12 protein-coding genes and 2 pseudogenes are annotated in these 15,205 nt (G+C 40.5%); 13 read left to right on the top strand and 1 reads right to left on the bottom strand.

From position 1 onward, the window contains the following. Nucleotides 1-6: 6 nt before the first annotated feature. The 11 genes and pseudogenes from dsrO to UF75_RS13945 form a co-directional block, all read left to right on the top strand. Nucleotides 7-805 (top strand): annotated as a pseudogene (dsrO, locus tag UF75_RS13995) (sulfate reduction electron transfer complex DsrMKJOP subunit DsrO); the annotation flags it as partial. Beyond that, the gene (dsrP, locus tag UF75_RS13990) at nucleotides 798-1,958 is read left to right on the top strand and encodes a sulfate reduction electron transfer complex DsrMKJOP subunit DsrP (protein WP_045575217.1); all 1,161 of its coding nucleotides are present in this window, start codon (nucleotides 798-800) and stop codon (nucleotides 1,956-1,958) included. The pseudogene dsrO and the gene dsrP, both read left to right, overlap by 8 nt. A 92-nt stretch (nucleotides 1,959-2,050) precedes the next feature. Beyond that, entirely contained in the window at nucleotides 2,051-2,368 is a 318-nt protein-coding gene (locus UF75_RS13985; protein ID WP_045575216.1) for a TusE/DsrC/DsvC family sulfur relay protein, read from the top strand. Nucleotides 2,369-2,613: 245 nt separating this feature from the next. Then, nucleotides 2,614-3,867 (top strand): hypothetical protein, encoded by a 1,254-nt coding sequence (locus UF75_RS13980; protein ID WP_045575215.1) that lies wholly within the window; start codon nucleotides 2,614-2,616, stop codon nucleotides 3,865-3,867. 84 nt (nucleotides 3,868-3,951) lie between these two features. Then, on the top strand, nucleotides 3,952-4,692 hold the full coding sequence (locus UF75_RS13975) for an ABC transporter ATP-binding protein (protein WP_045575214.1): 741 nt from the start codon (nucleotides 3,952-3,954) through the stop codon (nucleotides 4,690-4,692). Then, a complete protein-coding gene (locus UF75_RS13970; protein ID WP_045575213.1) occupies nucleotides 4,664-5,416 on the top strand; it encodes an ABC transporter permease in 753 nt (250 codons plus the stop codon). Before UF75_RS13975 ends, UF75_RS13970 begins: the two co-directional genes overlap by 29 nt. Nucleotides 5,417-5,425: 9 nt before the next feature. Further along, a complete protein-coding gene (locus UF75_RS13965) occupies nucleotides 5,426-6,850 on the top strand; it encodes a HAMP domain-containing sensor histidine kinase (protein ID WP_045575212.1) in 1,425 nt (474 codons plus the stop codon). 14 nt (nucleotides 6,851-6,864) lie between these two features. Next, nucleotides 6,865-7,563, top strand: coding sequence for a response regulator transcription factor (locus tag UF75_RS13960; RefSeq protein WP_045575211.1), 699 nt, complete (start codon nucleotides 6,865-6,867; stop codon nucleotides 7,561-7,563). 124 nt (nucleotides 7,564-7,687) lie between these two features. Continuing rightward, complete coding sequence (locus UF75_RS13955) at nucleotides 7,688-8,338, top strand: class II aldolase/adducin family protein (protein ID WP_045575210.1); 651 nt, start codon at nucleotides 7,688-7,690, stop codon at nucleotides 8,336-8,338. Between the two features lie 172 nt (nucleotides 8,339-8,510). Continuing rightward, complete coding sequence (locus tag UF75_RS13950) at nucleotides 8,511-9,773, top strand: adenosylhomocysteinase (protein WP_045575209.1); 1,263 nt, start codon at nucleotides 8,511-8,513, stop codon at nucleotides 9,771-9,773. A 97-nt stretch (nucleotides 9,774-9,870) separates the two neighbouring features. Next, complete coding sequence (locus UF75_RS13945) at nucleotides 9,871-10,413, top strand: pyridoxamine 5'-phosphate oxidase family protein (protein WP_082075148.1); 543 nt, start codon at nucleotides 9,871-9,873, stop codon at nucleotides 10,411-10,413. Nucleotides 10,414-10,568: 155 nt separating this feature from the next. On the opposite strand, the gene UF75_RS13940 is transcribed toward UF75_RS13945, so the two are convergent. Then, nucleotides 10,569-11,495, bottom strand: coding sequence for a DUF2935 domain-containing protein (locus UF75_RS13940; RefSeq protein WP_045575208.1), 927 nt, complete (start codon nucleotides 11,493-11,495; stop codon nucleotides 10,569-10,571). A gap of 172 nt (nucleotides 11,496-11,667) precedes the next feature. Here UF75_RS13940 and UF75_RS13935 point away from each other — a divergent pair, with 172 nt between their 5' ends. Both UF75_RS13935 and UF75_RS13930 read left to right on the top strand, forming a co-directional pair. Next, on the top strand, nucleotides 11,668-13,980 hold the full coding sequence (locus tag UF75_RS13935; RefSeq protein ID WP_045575207.1) for a type IA DNA topoisomerase: 2,313 nt from the start codon (nucleotides 11,668-11,670) through the stop codon (nucleotides 13,978-13,980). Between the two features lie 303 nt (nucleotides 13,981-14,283). Beyond that, a pseudogene (locus UF75_RS13930) lies at nucleotides 14,284-15,205 on the top strand (DEAD/DEAH box helicase); the annotation flags it as partial.

The following is a 15,205-nucleotide window of genomic DNA, read 5'->3' as shown; positions in this document are numbered from 1 at the left end:
TAATAGAAGACAATTTTTAAAAAGAGCGGGTGCTTTGACGGCATTAGGTCTTGGAGGTTCTTTTGTTCTAACCGGGATTCGTGGTAAAATTGCTGATGCGGCATCCCAGACACCATCATATCAGAAACAAAAACAAGGGCTTGTGGCCAAACATTGGGCTATGGTTGTTGATATGAGTAAGTTTAAAACAGAAGAGGATATCGAGCGAGTTATTCAATCCTGTGATACAATCCACAACATTCCAGACTTTGGGAATAAGAAGGATGAAATTAAGTGGATATGGAAAGACGATTTCGAGCATACCTTTACAGAATCAAAAAATGAGTATTTGACTGAGAACTTTAAAGAATTACCGTTTATGATAATGTGTAATCACTGTGAAAATCCTCCCTGTGTCAAGGCTTGTCCTACTGGGGCAACCTTCAAAAGGGCAGATGACGGAATTGTCATGATGGATTATCATCGGTGTATTGGTTGTCGTTTTTGCATGGGTGCTTGTCCTTTTGGAGCGCGAAGCTTCAATTATAGAGACCCGAAACCTCACATTAAAACGATTAATCCCGATTTTCCGACGAGAACCATTGGAGTCGTAGAAAAGTGTACTTTCTGTGTTGAGCGTTTAGAAAAAGGGTTGAAACCTGCCTGTGTTGAAGCTTCAAAGGGCGGATTGATTTTCGGTGATCTGGATGACACTAATTCAGAAGTTAGAAAAATTATTAGTTCAAAGTTCACAATTCGACGGAAGTCAGAACTTGGAACTCAACCGAGTGTTTACTACCTTGTAGGAGGTGAAGAGAGTGTTTGAAAAAGCTCTGACAGGGAGTAAGCGCTACTGGGCATGGATCTTTTTCTTGCTGGCTGTGATCGCTCTGGGCGTTATGGCTTATCTTAGACAGTTCAATGAAGGTTTAGGGCTTACTGGAATGAGTAGAGACGTGTCATGGGGATTGTATATCGCTCAGTTTACGTTTCTGGTTGGGGTAGCTGCTTCAGCCGTTATGCTAGTTACACCTTATTATCTTCATGATTTTAAGCGCTTTGGTAAACTGGTTATTCTTGGTGAGTTCCTTGCGATTGCCGCAGTGATCATGTGTATCTTGTTTATCTTCGTCGACGTAGGACAACCAATGCGGATTTTAAATGTTCTTCTTTATCCTCAGTTGCACTCAGTTATGTTCTATGACATGTGTGTACTTGCTGGATATCTTGTGATCAATTTAGTTGTAGGTTGGACTACTCTGGGGGCAGAGAAAAAAGGTACTCCTCCTCCCAAATGGGTTAAGCCTATCATCTATCTCTCAATTCCTTGGGCATTTAGTATTCATACGGTAACAGCCTTCTTATATGCTGGTCTTCCAGGTCGATTTTTCTGGATGACGGCTATCATGGCTGCACGTTTTCTAGCATCTGCTTTTGCAGCAGGTCCTGCACTTCTGATTTTACTGGCTTTATTAGTAAGAAAGCTCAGTAAATTCGATCCAGATCCTGGCATCGGAGCCATTCAATCTCTCGTCAAAATTATCCGATATGCTATGATTGCCAATGTTTTCTTCTACATTTGTGAGGTGTTTACAGCCTTCTATAGTAATTCACCTGATGAAATGGCTCCCTTTAAATATGTGTTCTTTGGACTTGATGGGCATACTAGTCTAGTACCTTTTATGTGGACAGCTGCTGTTCTTGCCATTGTTGGGATTGCTCTATTAATTTTCCCAACTCGTGAGAATAAAGTATTATTGCCTATAGCCCTGTTATCAATATTCCTTGCCAACTGGATTGATAAAGGGATTGTGCTCATTATTGCCGGGTTTGTTCCAAATTCCTTCGAGAGAGTAACGGAATATTTTCCATCGGGTAATGAGATTTCAATTGTTGTTGGGATTTATGCTATTGGGGCACTGATAATTACAGTTCTCTATAAGATCGCTATTTCGGTGAGGGAACAGAATCAGATCTAGATATGTTTTTGGTAATTGTTTGGGACACTTTGTTACTTTTAACCCAAACAATATCAATTATTTAATAACATCACTAAAGGAGGAAAATTAAAATGGCACAACTAGTAGTAGGTAGTTTAACAATTGAATTGGATGAAGATGGTTTTCTTGAGGATCATAATGCATGGAATGAAGATGTTGCAAAGGCACTGGCAACTACAGAGGAAGTCGAAGAGCTTACAGAAGATCACTGGAAGATGATCAATTATCTTCGCGATTATTATGAGCAATTTGGTGTTGCTCCAATGGTTCGTAAAATGGTTAAGGATACTGGGTATGATCAAAAGAAAATTTATGAACTCTTCCCTGCAGGCCCTGGTAAAGGTGCTTGTAAGATTGCTGGACTACCAAAACCAACTGGTTGCGTGTAAACCACTAAACTTATGCCTATTTGAATAGTTGTTTTGATCAGCCGATCACTTGCGTGATCGGCTTTTTCTATCTAATTTTTTTCATTGCCGACACTCTTCATTTTTGCATTCTGCTTTCAGCTTTTTAGAACTAAAGTTTCAAGAATAGTTTACAATTTGTTAATATCTAGTTTAGAGAAATTAAAGACCACCCTGTTAGAATAGAATTAAGGAAGTTTCCTGAAAAATGATAAGGGGTTGTACAAATGAAATTAAAAAAGAAAACTGTAATGCTTGCCACTTTTACTGTGGGAACCCTCTTGTTAGCAACGACTGCCCTAGCGGATATTGCAAGTAAAAGTGGGTACGACGAGCTTAAAGATGCCCTAAAGGTAACGGCTCAACAAAGTAGCGAGACGTTTGATAGCTTTACTCTGGATTATTCTTTAGCCCTGAAGGATAATGGCAAAACGTTGACCTCTAATAACGAAACTTCGAAGTTTGACAGATTAAAGGGTGCTTCTGAAGGTTCATCATCCGGTGTTAGTCTAATGGGGGAGAAGTACTCTTCTCAAACATACTCAGATAAGATGACCATGATCCGGGTGTCTGATGGTGATCCTACCTACTATGTGACTGAGTTTACAAAGGAAAGAGAAGATAGATCTTTTACTAATCCTTTCAAAGAAGATAGAGCAGATGATCTTGAAAAGATAGCTGATGCTATTGTCGGAAGTCTTAAAGATCATGTAATTGTTACGGAAAATCCTGATGGCAGCAAAGGCCTTGCAGGTTCTCTATCTGAGCTACAAATCCCATCTCTGGTCAATGCTGTCGCTTCCTTCCAGCTGAAGCAAGAGTTTAATGGCATACAAACCCAGATGCCTCATCTAACTAAAGATGTATTTGTCAAAGAAGTTAAGGGCACGGCTAAGGTCAACAAAGAGGGCGTGATGGAAAGCATCTTAGGGAGCGCAGTTCTATCTGGTAAGGATGAACAAGGGACGGCCCATGATATATCGATTGAGGTTTTGGTTACGATGAAGGACATTAACTCCACCACAGTCACAAAGCCTGATCTTACGGGGAAAAAAGTTGTTAGAAACATTGCCCAATATTACTCAAAGTCTGAGATCTCTAATCCGGAGAAGTTCGTAGGTAAATTTAAAAACGACATTCTGATTGAAAAAGACGGTAAATTTGTTAAAGTCGGCCAGCGGTTTATTGACATTACGCATATGGAAAATAAATTGGTCGAGGGTCGATATTATGAAGAGTATAAGCCGGGATTTGAAGAATACGCGACCAGTACGCGTGATATCGAATTTAGCGCTCAATTTGAAAAAGATCAAAGGGGAAATGCAAATTTCGAATACACGACTGAATCCGGTGGTAAGGGGCAGGGCAACTTATATATTGATGACTTTCATGGAAAAGTGAACTTTAATCTCAATAATAGGAATCAATCACCTAGGGGCGGTATGATGTTTGATTCCAACTTTACTCCGGACTTAGATTAACAGTGTTGTGAATTATGGAAGTAATGATGACTGCCGGGAAATCTCCCGGCAGTCACAATTAGGTACGCACTATGGAGGTAAGACATGGACAAAGTTATTGAGATTAAGAATCTGACTAAATCCTATGGCAATGGGCGAGGAATTAATGACATCAGCCTAGACATCTTTAAAGGAGATATCTTTGGGTTTCTAGGTCCAAACGGAGCAGGTAAAACAACTGCCATGAAAATCATGACGGGACTAGTTCGACCAGACTTTGGAGATGTGAAAATTTTTGGATATAGTGTCTCTGAAGAGTTTGAGAAAGCAATGGAAAATGTAGGGTGCCTTATTGAAATTGCTGAATCCTATCAATATTTGAGTGCCTTTGAAAACCTTAAACAATTAGCTCGTTACTATCCCAAGGTGGACCATAAACGGATCGATGAGGTACTTGAGCTAACAGGCCTGATCAAATTTAAAAATGAAAAGTCCAAAAAGTTCTCTTTAGGAATGAAACAGCGCTTAGGTCTCGCTGCCGCAGTATTATCTAAACCAAAAGTAGTTATTCTTGATGAGCCTTTGAATGGGCTTGATGTTGAGGGAATGATCGATATTCGAAAGATGATCCGGTATTTAACGGAAACTGAACAGACAACCTTTTTTATTTCTAGCCACCTAATCCATGATGTCGAACTGACCTGTACCCGCATCGGCGTGATCTACAATGGTAAGATGCTTAATGTAGAGAGTACGCATACAATCTTAAAAAACTATGCGACACTCGAGAATTACTTTGTAAGTGAGGTTGAGAGAAATGGCCGTGTTCCAAGCAGCATTGATTAATGAAATCGAGAAGCTCTATAAAAAGAAAAAGGTCTTGGTGGCCGTTTTGCTTTCCTTGGCAGTGATTGTCATAGGGCAACTTGCGATTGTCGGTGTGAGAAGTGGATTGGGTCTCCGCGGGGCGGGAAGTCTAGAATTCCCAATGCTCGTTCTGTCCGTATTTGTTAACACCGTCTTGCCTCTTTTTACAGCGTTAGTGGCGATTGATAGTTTCTCAGGGGAATTTACTCAGCATACTATGCGGATCACGTTAACTCGACCGGTCAGCCGATTTAAGATTTTTTGTGCAAAAATCACAGCAATTATGCTTTTTATTTTGGGTGCCTTGCTGTTGCTCTTGGTTTTTTCGGTGTTGGCTGGGTTGATTTTTAATACTAATTCGGCGACTCTAGATTCCTTCAGCAGGACAATATTTTCATATATTGTAAGCTTGTTCCCAATGCTTGTATTGGCTTTGGGAATTGTCCTTTTAGCCAATATTTTCAAGAGCGGAATTACGGTTTTTTTTGTTTCTATCATCATATTTCTTACTTTTAAAGTCCTCGGTTTAATCTTTTCCCAATATTCAAGTATACTCTTGACGACACAACTCGACTGGTATAATCTTTTTCTAGTGAATTCTTTTCCCTTCGCAAAGATAGTACGTCAGTTTCTAATTATGCTAGGGTCTGGTATGATGCTGTTTACGACAGGATTTTACCTATATGATAAAAAGGAATTTTAAGGTGATACTATGAGGCTTAAGAAACGCTTAATCTTAGCTAATGCTGCCACAGTAATTATTCCCTTGATTATTACTGTTCTAATAGCATTGGCTGCTTTTTTTATTTTCGGTAAGTTTTTAGGAAGCGAGATATCCTTTGAGAAGTACCAAAGGGAATCAATGATCAAGTTTGAGTTGATTAAAGAGGCTAATGCTTTAAGTAGGTCACCTGAGCTGTTAGAGGATAAAGGCTTTAATAATTACCTTCAAGAAACGTTGTCTGAAATTAAGGGAGAATATGTCTTGATTAAGGATGAACACGTAATTCATTCTTCCAAAAACTTCTCTAAAATTGATTTGGCCAAGTGTTTAGAGGCAGGAAAAACAATTACTCGAAGAGAACCTGTGCTTATTGGAGAAAAATCTTATTCGGTTCAAGTGATTGATCTAACTTTGAAGGAAGGTTCGCGGGGGAGCCTCTTACTCCTTGATCCGGTTGATAACTTTGCCTCAAGTTTTACTAGTCTCTTATTAATTGTAATAATTTCGTTCATCTTAACTTTTGTGCTTACGAACATTACTATTTCTTATCAGTTTTCTAGGAGTATTATAAGACCTCTTCTAACCTTGCAAAGTGCCGCTGCAGAAATTACTCTAGGAAATCTGAATTACCCGATTGTTGAAGAAGGAGATCAAGAAATTCAAGCGTTATGTCGGGATTTGGAACTTATGCGGATCAAGCTAAAGGACTCCGTTCATACTCAATTGAAGTATGAGGATAATCGTAAAATGCTTATTTCAAGTATTTCACATGACTTGAAGACTCCGGTGACATCAATCAAGGGCTATGTGGAGGGGATTCTAGACGGGATCGCAAGTCATCCCGATAAAGTGGAACGCTATTTAATGACAATCGCTTCAAAGGCTCATCAAATGGATCAAATGATTGATGATCTTTTGCTCTATGCCAAACTGGATTTAAACCAAATTCCCTATAACTTTGAGAAGTTAGATATTGAGCAGTATCTTTTGCTCTGTTTACACGAAAGTGAACCAGAGTTAGAACTCAAACAAATAAAGATAGCTCTACATAATGAACTGGATCAAAAACGATATGTCTCGATTGATCGCGAAAGAATGAAACGAGTCTTCATAAACATTTTTGATAATTCATGTAAGTACATGGATAAAGATCGAGGCGAAATTAACGTTTTCCTCAGGGAGACATTAACTAGTGTTATTATAGAACTACGTGATAATGGTTTAGGGATTAATGAAGGGGACTTGTCCCGTATTTTTGACCGCTTTTATCGCTCGGACGTGGCACGGAGCAAAGGAAGCGGTTTAGGGCTTGCTATTGCCAAGCAGATCATTGAGGGGCATAAAGGAAGAGTTTGGGCTGTCAGTCATGGAACAGAGGGAATAAGTATCATGATCTCGCTTAGTAAATCATGATCACGGAGGAATGTATGAAAAAGATATTAATCATTGAGGATGACACTAGTATTGCTGAATTACAGAAGGACTATCTTGAAGTTGCAGGTTTTGGAGTTAGTGTTTATGCCAATGGTCTAGAAGGCTTAAGGGCGTTTCGAGAAAATGAGGTGGATCTCCTTATACTAGATGTTATGCTTCCTGGGATGGATGGTTTAGAAATTTTGCGTAGTTTAAAGGAAGATAAAGCTATCCCCGTTCTCTTAGTTTCAGCTAAAAAGGAAGAAATCGATAAGATTAAAGGTTTAAGCCTAGGAGCAGATGATTATATTACAAAACCTTTTAGTCCAGGCGAATTAGTGGCACGGGTTAAAGCCCATCTGGAGAATTACGAAAGGTTAAAACATCGGTTTAGCTCAAGCACAAAGAAAACGAATAGTTTGACGATCCGGGGGCTTAAAATAGATATAGACTCACGGAGAGTCTTCGTTCTTAACCAAGAAGTTAATCTGGCTCAGAAGGAATTTGGACTACTTTTGTATTTAGCTCAAAATCCTAATCGGGTGTTTGGGCGAGAAGAATTATTCGAACGTGTCTGGGGATTAGACGCTTTGGGAGACTCGGCCACTGTTACAGTGCATATTGCTCGAATACGTGAGAAAATTGAAAGTGACCCGTCAAATCCACAGTACGTGGAAACCGTATGGGGTGCAGGTTATCGATTTAGGGTATAATGTAATTAAGCTATACTGGCGATAGCAGAATAAGTTTCTTATACTTTGAAAAGTCGATTAGTTCAGCTTAACTAAAGTGTTGAAATTGATTACATGTTAAGAGCTTAAGGAGATTATAGAGATTATGGATCAACAACTGGAAGCCTGTCAAAAGGTAGTCGAGATGGGAAGAGAAATGCTCGCAATTAACCTCACAGTGGGAACTTGGGGGAATATTAGTTGTCGAGTCCCGGGAAAAGACTATGTGGCTATCACTCCTTCTGGGATGAGTTATGATGCATTAGTTCCAGAAGATATTGTGATATTAGGTTTAAGTGGGATTATTATAAGCGGAACTCGCAAGCCTTCCATTGAATTACCATTGCATCTGGCAATCTATAATGCGCGCGAAGATGTTCAGGCTATCGTACACACTCATAGTCCTTATGCGACTGCGATGGCAGTAGCCCGTAAAGAGATTCCTGGTGCGGTAGAAGATATGGTCCAGATTGTGGGCGGTAATGTGCGAGTTAGTGAGTATGCGTTACCAGGGACAGAACTACTGGCCTTTAACACGCTTAAAGCATTGGAGGGTCGCAATGCAGTTTTACTTGCCAACCACGGTATGATTGGGGTTGGACGGAACCTAGATGAAGCCTTTAGGGTTTGTCAAGTCGTGGAGAAGTCAGCTCAAGTCGTTCTTTTTGCCAGGCTTATGGGTGGAGCAGTGGAGTTATCGGAAGAAGATATTGAGGGCATGCGGAATTTTTACCTTAAAGACTATGGCCAAAGATAAGGACACACTTGCTACTCACTCTTTTTACAATAGTCTTTTCATCGTGTTATTTAATATAATTGAAGAAGATGGTTGTTTTAGAGTATAATCAATAGAACATACTCAAGAAACATGCAAGACAGGTCATTTGGTAAATTACAGCATATATTAAAAATAGAAAGAAGGTATATAAATGAATTTAAAATACACCATCCGAGATATAGCTCTTGCTCCAGAAGGACAGCGTAAAATTGATTGGGTTATTCCACGTATGCAAGTACTCAATCGAGTGCGTAAAGAATTTGAGGAACGACTACCTTTTGCGGGTAAGAAAGTTGTGGTTTGCTTACATTTAGAAGCTAAGACAGCTTACCTCGCTCAGGTGATTAAAGCCGGGGGTGCAGAGGTGACCGTGGTCGCTAGTAATCCACTGTCGACTCAAGACGATGTTGTAGCAGCACTTGTTCAAGGCGGAATTGGAGCACATGCTTGGTATAATGCGACAGACGAAGAATATCATCATCATCTTCAATTGGCTCTTAATACTGAGCCCGATTTTATCATCGATGATGGGGGAGATTTAGTCTCCACGATTCATACAACACGGCCTGAACTTCTTCAGAAAGTGAAGGGTGGAGCAGAAGAAACGACGACGGGAGTTCTACGTTTACATTCTATGGCACGTGATCGAGCTCTGAAATTTCCGATGATTGCAGTTAATGACGCCCAATGTAAGTATTTGTTTGATAACAGATATGGAACCGGGCAATCCGTTTGGGATGGTATAATGCGCACAACAAACTTGGTTGTAGCAGGCAAAACTGCTGTTGTTGCGGGATATGGCTGGTGTGGTAAAGGAGTTGCACTACGGGCAAAAGGATTAGGAGCCCGAGTCATCATTTGCGAAATTAACCCTATTAAAGCTAACGAGGCTTTAATGGATGGATTTGAAGTGATGCCGATGATTGAGGCTGCTAAGTATGGGGATTTCTTTATTACCGTGACAGGTAACAAGGATATTATCAATAAGGACCACTTTGTAGTCATGAAATCCGGAGCTATTATGTGTAATGCAGGACACTTCGACGTGGAGGTTAATGTAGCCCAACTCAAAGAAATATCCATCTCGGAAAGAACGGTTAGGACAAATATTACCGAATACACGCTTCCGAAGGGTCAATGTCTATATCTGCTGGCCGAGGGTCGCTTAGTTAATCTCGCAGCAGGGGATGGTCATCCAGCAGAAGTCATGGACATGACCTTTGCTTTACAGGCCCTATCCCTTGAATATGTTGCTTTGAATTATGACAAATTATCTCCTGAAGTATATCAAGTCAATACGCAGATCGATGAGAGGGTAGCAACGCTAAAACTCCAATCTCTCGGTTTATCGATTGATAAATTAACCAAGGAGCAAGAAGCGTATCTGGCATCTTGGAGTTCAGACGAAAGCTAAGCAAGGTGCTGCAAATTTAAAGGAACTTGCCGGAAAACAGTGGTTATTACAGGAAAGACAACAAAATCACTTTTGCAAAGGGGCTTAAAGGAGTTTAATGATGATCGAAAAAGCTCAATTAATGCATGATTATCTTGAAACTCATAATACCCTAATCCTTTCCACTTATGGACAAGACGGGCCTTGGGCAACTCCGGTTTTTTATGTTAATCGCGGGTTTCGTATCTATTTTCTATCTGAATTAACTACCATACACAGCTGCAATCTGCAACAAAATTCTCTGATGGCGGCTTCTATCACTGAGGACTATGGCGATTTTAGAAAGATTCAAGGAATCCAGTTAAGAGGGCATGCTTATTTAGTCAATAGTGTGAAGGAGACTGCGGTGGTTCTAGTGGCTTATTTTAAAAAGTACCCAGCTGCTAAGCACATTTTGCAAACTCCGACTTCTTTTAAGGGAGTGTCGAAGGCCCGGTGGCATTGCATAATACCTGAATTTTTAAGATTTACCGATAATTCGAGGAAATTTGGGGAACGTTTTGAACTGAAACTAGGTGACACTATGATTCAAGATAAATTTGATATAAATGAGGATTCCATTGATGGATCGAAAACTTCAAGGAATTCTTCGCATACTTAAAAGGTGGACCATAATAGCTTATGTGTGGAAAAAACACTGTTTTCATTACAGTGTTTTTTCCAATTTAAAAGAGCACCGTAAATATGCGTGAGCGGAAGGCCTTAAAATAAAAACCTATATAATGTCTAATCGGTAAGATATAATGGTTCTGAAAGTCACTGCAACTTTTGCTGAAACGTATTGAGTAGTCTCAGATAATGGTTCGCTTCACGAAGCACGTGATCCCCTAATAAAGGGAACGCCAATGCTTTAATTTTGCATTGTAATATGCCTTCAGTCCCAGCTGTTTTAAAATCCCGAAGGCCAACCGTGGCATTGCAGGTCTTTTGGGTAAGTTGTGGCAATATAGTCGTTTGATCATTCATGGTTAAAGCTAGCTTAGTGAGTTCATCGAACTCTTTACCAAATTTGTGAGCTTTGTCAAAGAGGGCTTCTTCTGTCGGGTCTAGCAAACCTCTAATAAATTTTGCGTGTTCTGCCATGATGCGATCCCAAAATTTTTGCTGGTTAATGATATCGTCTAAAATATTGAGTACCTGTCGGTTCTGTAATTGATGAAGTAGTTTTAGATAAAAGTGGGCTTCTCGAAGAATATGGTCGATCAACAAGGGATAATTGAACGTAAATAGTTTACAGCTTAATATATCTTGCAGAAGTTTGGACTTATAGTCAGCTAGTACATTCGTTGCAATGATTGCCTTTTGGTTAAGTGTCGAAACCTGATCAAGTAATGGAGACGCGACTGGGTTTAAAGTATGCCCTAAGGAGAGTTCTCTATTGGTAAGGCTTGAATCAATTTGAATGCCGGTATAAAATTCGGTGACTCGCTCAGAATCTAAGGTGTACTTTGTGACGAATTCCCCAGAACGGAGAACTTCGGGACTGATAATCCCCTCGGCTAGCATAATGGCCTCAGCAAGAAGATTTGTAAATTCGCATTTTAGTGTATCAGCTTGTTGGGCAAGGGATTGGTTATGAGGGCTAAAGGCAGATTCCAGGAAAATAGCATGTTCTTTAGCAATACGCATGAAGAATAGGTTTAGTTCAAGGGATTGGCGAATATACACCTCATTAGATAACATGCGAAATACCCCCTTGTTTATTTCTACAGGTATTCAAAGATATGCAGTTATTCAAATTTTATATACTAGTCAGTCCTTATTATATAAATTCTTCCGTACTTAATAGATTCATCTAAGGATTGTCAATAGGTAAGTAGTTGATAATTTAATTGGAATAAGAGGGGCTTTGGGCATGGAAAAAAAACTGATTGTTGCGGAGAAGCCGTCGCAAGCTCGTGAATATGCCACGGCCTTAGGAGTTAGAGGTAAGGGCGACGGGTACCTAGAAAATGAAGAGTATGTGATTACCTGGTGCTATGGTCACCTTTTAGAGCTGGAGCGTCCGGAAGCCTATATGGATTTGGAACGGGTGGGAAAACGCTGGAGTTTAAATCGTTTACCTGTTCTACCTAGTTTGCAAGCCTTCCGTCGCGTGGTAAAATCGGGGTCGGTCAAACAGTATCAAGTAGTTCAACGTTGGTTAAATTCCTCGGACATTGGAGAGGTCATTTGTGGAACTGACGCTGACCGGGAAGGGCAGTTGCTTTTTCAGGAAGTGTGGGATGCCGCTAAGTGCAGTAAGCCTTTATCCAGGCTTTGGATTTCTTCGCTGACGACTGTAGCGATTCTAGAGGGATTGAAGTGCCTTCGTCCTGCAGAAGCCGTAGCTGGCTTGGCGGCTGCCGGTAATGGTCGAGCCTATGCAGATTGGGATTTTGGCATGAATCTGACGGAAGGGTTTACAGCGCTGTTTGGTAGTTTTGATGCTGTGCGAAAAAAACCCAATGTCATTTCGATCGGAAGAGTGCAGACCCCGACTCTAGCTTTGATCGTCGAACGAGAATGGGAGATTGAACGCTTTGTAGCTCAGCCGTTCTTTGAAGTCAGAGCCGTGTTCTCGGCTGTACAGGGGGAGTATCCCGGAAAGTGGTTCGATCCACATGAGGAATCGAAACGTATTACTGATCCCCAAGTGGCCGAGAGAATCGTAGCTTTAACACAAGGTAAGCCGGGGAAAATAGCCAAAATGGAACAGAAGGACGTACAAGAACCTGCGCCACTTTTGTTTGATTTGACTTCATTAACAATCGCTGCCTCTAAAAAATTTGGGTATAGTGCAGAAAGAGTTCTTCAATTAGCGCAATCACTTTATGAAAAAAAGGCTATTACTTATCCTCGAACCGACTGTGCTTATCTTTCGGAGGACCTTCTGCCGAAGTTACCGGAACACCTACAAGCGATACGCCAAGAACCTTACTCCAATTGGGTGGATGAAGCCAGTTTGTTAGGTGTGCCTAGGGGTAAACGCGTCATTAATACGATCACTGCCCACCATGCTATCATTCCTACGACTGAGAAGGTTGCCATCGAGAGATTAAGTCGTGAAGAACAGAATCTGTATGACTTAATAGTTCGGCGCTTTTTGGCTGTCTGGTTTCCCCCTTCTAAATATCATCAGACAGACGTGGTCACTGTGGTCGAGGGAGAGTCGTTTCGCACGAAAGGCAAGGTCCTTCTGAGTCCTGGATGGAAAAAAATTTATGGACAAGATGAACTGGATGATATAAATTCACGTAAAACTAAGAAGAAAGATGACCGTGAACAGGCAGAGGATGAGAACGCGTCGTTACCACCGCTGCTCAAAGGTGAGGACGTGCAAACCAAACGTGTTTTTAGCGAAGAAAAAAGTACCAAACCGCCTAAACGATTTACTCAGGGAGACCTTCTCAAAGCAATGGAAGGTGCTGGCAAGCAAATTGATGATGAGGTGCTCCGTCAGCAACTAAAAGGGAAAGGGTTGGGCACTGTGGCGACCCGACCGGCGATTATGGAAAACTTAATTGATAGAGGATATATTCTCCAGGAACAGAAGGTGTTAAAACCAACCCAAAAAGGGATTGAACTGATTCGTCTGATCAAGGAACGTCTTCCACAGGCTCAGCTCCTGATTAGTGCAGAAATGACAGGACAAATGGAGTTTAATCTTTCCAAAGTGGAAAAAGGAGAATTGACGATTGAACAATATATGACAGATGTGGAGGATGCTATTGGTCGTATTATTAAGGAATTAAGTTCCTTTGAACAGAGACATGGTAAAATCGCTCTGGCTCTTGCACCCACTACAGCCGTTCAAACGAGTGCAGGGACAAAGAAACGAGAAAGAGCAAAAACTTCCCAAAAGAACCCTGTTAGGGCCCAGAATTCCTCGAAGGTATTGGGAGAAAATTCAGCGTTTGGCAAGTGCCCAAAGTGCGGCGGGGATGTGATCGAAGGGCAAAAGGGGTTCGGCTGCACGAATTGGCGAGATGGCTGCCGTTTTGTTCTCTGGAAGACTCCGATTTGTGGTAAGGTGCTCACCCCAAATCAGATTAAAAGTCTGTTGAAGAAAGGTAAGACTCCTTTGATTAAAGGGTTCAAATCTAAGTCCGGTAAATCCTTTGCCGCCTATTTAATCTGGGAGGATCCCGTCGAGGCAAAATTAAAATTTGAATTTGAAAAAGAATGATATAGAGCCTTTCACGTTCAGAATTACGTGAAAGGCTCTATAAAAATTGGCGAATGACTAAGTCTAACTGACTTCAATTAAGTCTCTGAGACTTAAATATTTTAATACGAGTGAAGAGCTAATTGTCGATATTTAGGATCTGGAGTTTGATAAACTTACCTGAGAGGAATACCCAATCTTATAATTTATAGCAAGGGTAAAAATTTCTTATTAACAAAGAAAAAGGATATAATGTTAAATAAGCTTTCACATCAAGAACTAAAGAGGTAAAATAATATAATTTATAGATAGGATGGATTTTCAATGAATATGACCTTCAATCAGCTTGGACTCGACAAATCGTTGGTTAATGCCCTCAAATTACAAGGGATTGTTGAACCAACTGCGATTCAGGAGCAAGCAATCCCATTTATTTTGGAAGCTAGAGATGTAATGGGTCAATCAGAAACGGGTACAGGTAAAACGTTGGCCTATCTTCTTCCGATTTATCAAAAAATTGATACTTCAAAGAAAGAAACGCAAGTAATGATTCTTACACCAACCCATGAGTTAGCTATTCAAATTCAGCGTGAAATGGAAACTTTGTCAAAAGACTCTGGTTTAGCTGTTACGTCAACAGCGATCATTGGAAATGTGAATATTGCGCGTCAAATAGAAAAATTGAAGCAAAAGCCACACATTATTGTGGGTTCCAGTGGTAGAATCCTTGAGTTAATTCAAAAGAAAAAGATTGTTGCTCAAACTGTTAAGACAATTGTCTTAGATGAGGCCGATCGTTTGCTTGATGAAAACAATTCCCAACTTGTTAAGTCCGTGATCAAGACAACCTTAAGTAGAACACAGCTTTTGTTATTTTCAGCGACCTTACCTCCAACGACTTATCAACGCGCATCTGAATTATTAAAGACTCCTGAGGTCATTCGAGTTACCGATAAAATCATGATTGCGCCTACTGTTGAGCATATGTTCTTTCTAGCAGAACAGAGAGATAAAGTCGAAGTCCTCAGAAAGCTGATTCGTATGATTATCCCCACTCGCGCCTTGATTTTTATTAATAAAAGCGAAGAAATCGAAAAAATGGTAGAAAACCTTAAATACCATGGCTTGGAAGCAGACGGAATTTATGGAGGTGCCAATAAGTCCGAACGAAAAAGGCAATGGATGACTTCAGGAGCGGTAAAAGCACTTTATTAGTAGCTTCAGATCTGGCTGCAAGAGGATTAGA

Origin of the sequence: Desulfosporosinus sp. I2 (assembly GCF_000960765.1) — a bacterium.
In the GTDB taxonomy this organism is placed as follows: Bacteria; Bacillota; Desulfitobacteriia; order Desulfitobacteriales; family Desulfitobacteriaceae; genus Desulfosporosinus.
Note: the sequence above shows the minus strand (reverse complement) of the source record. Positions and strands in the feature narration are given on the sequence as shown.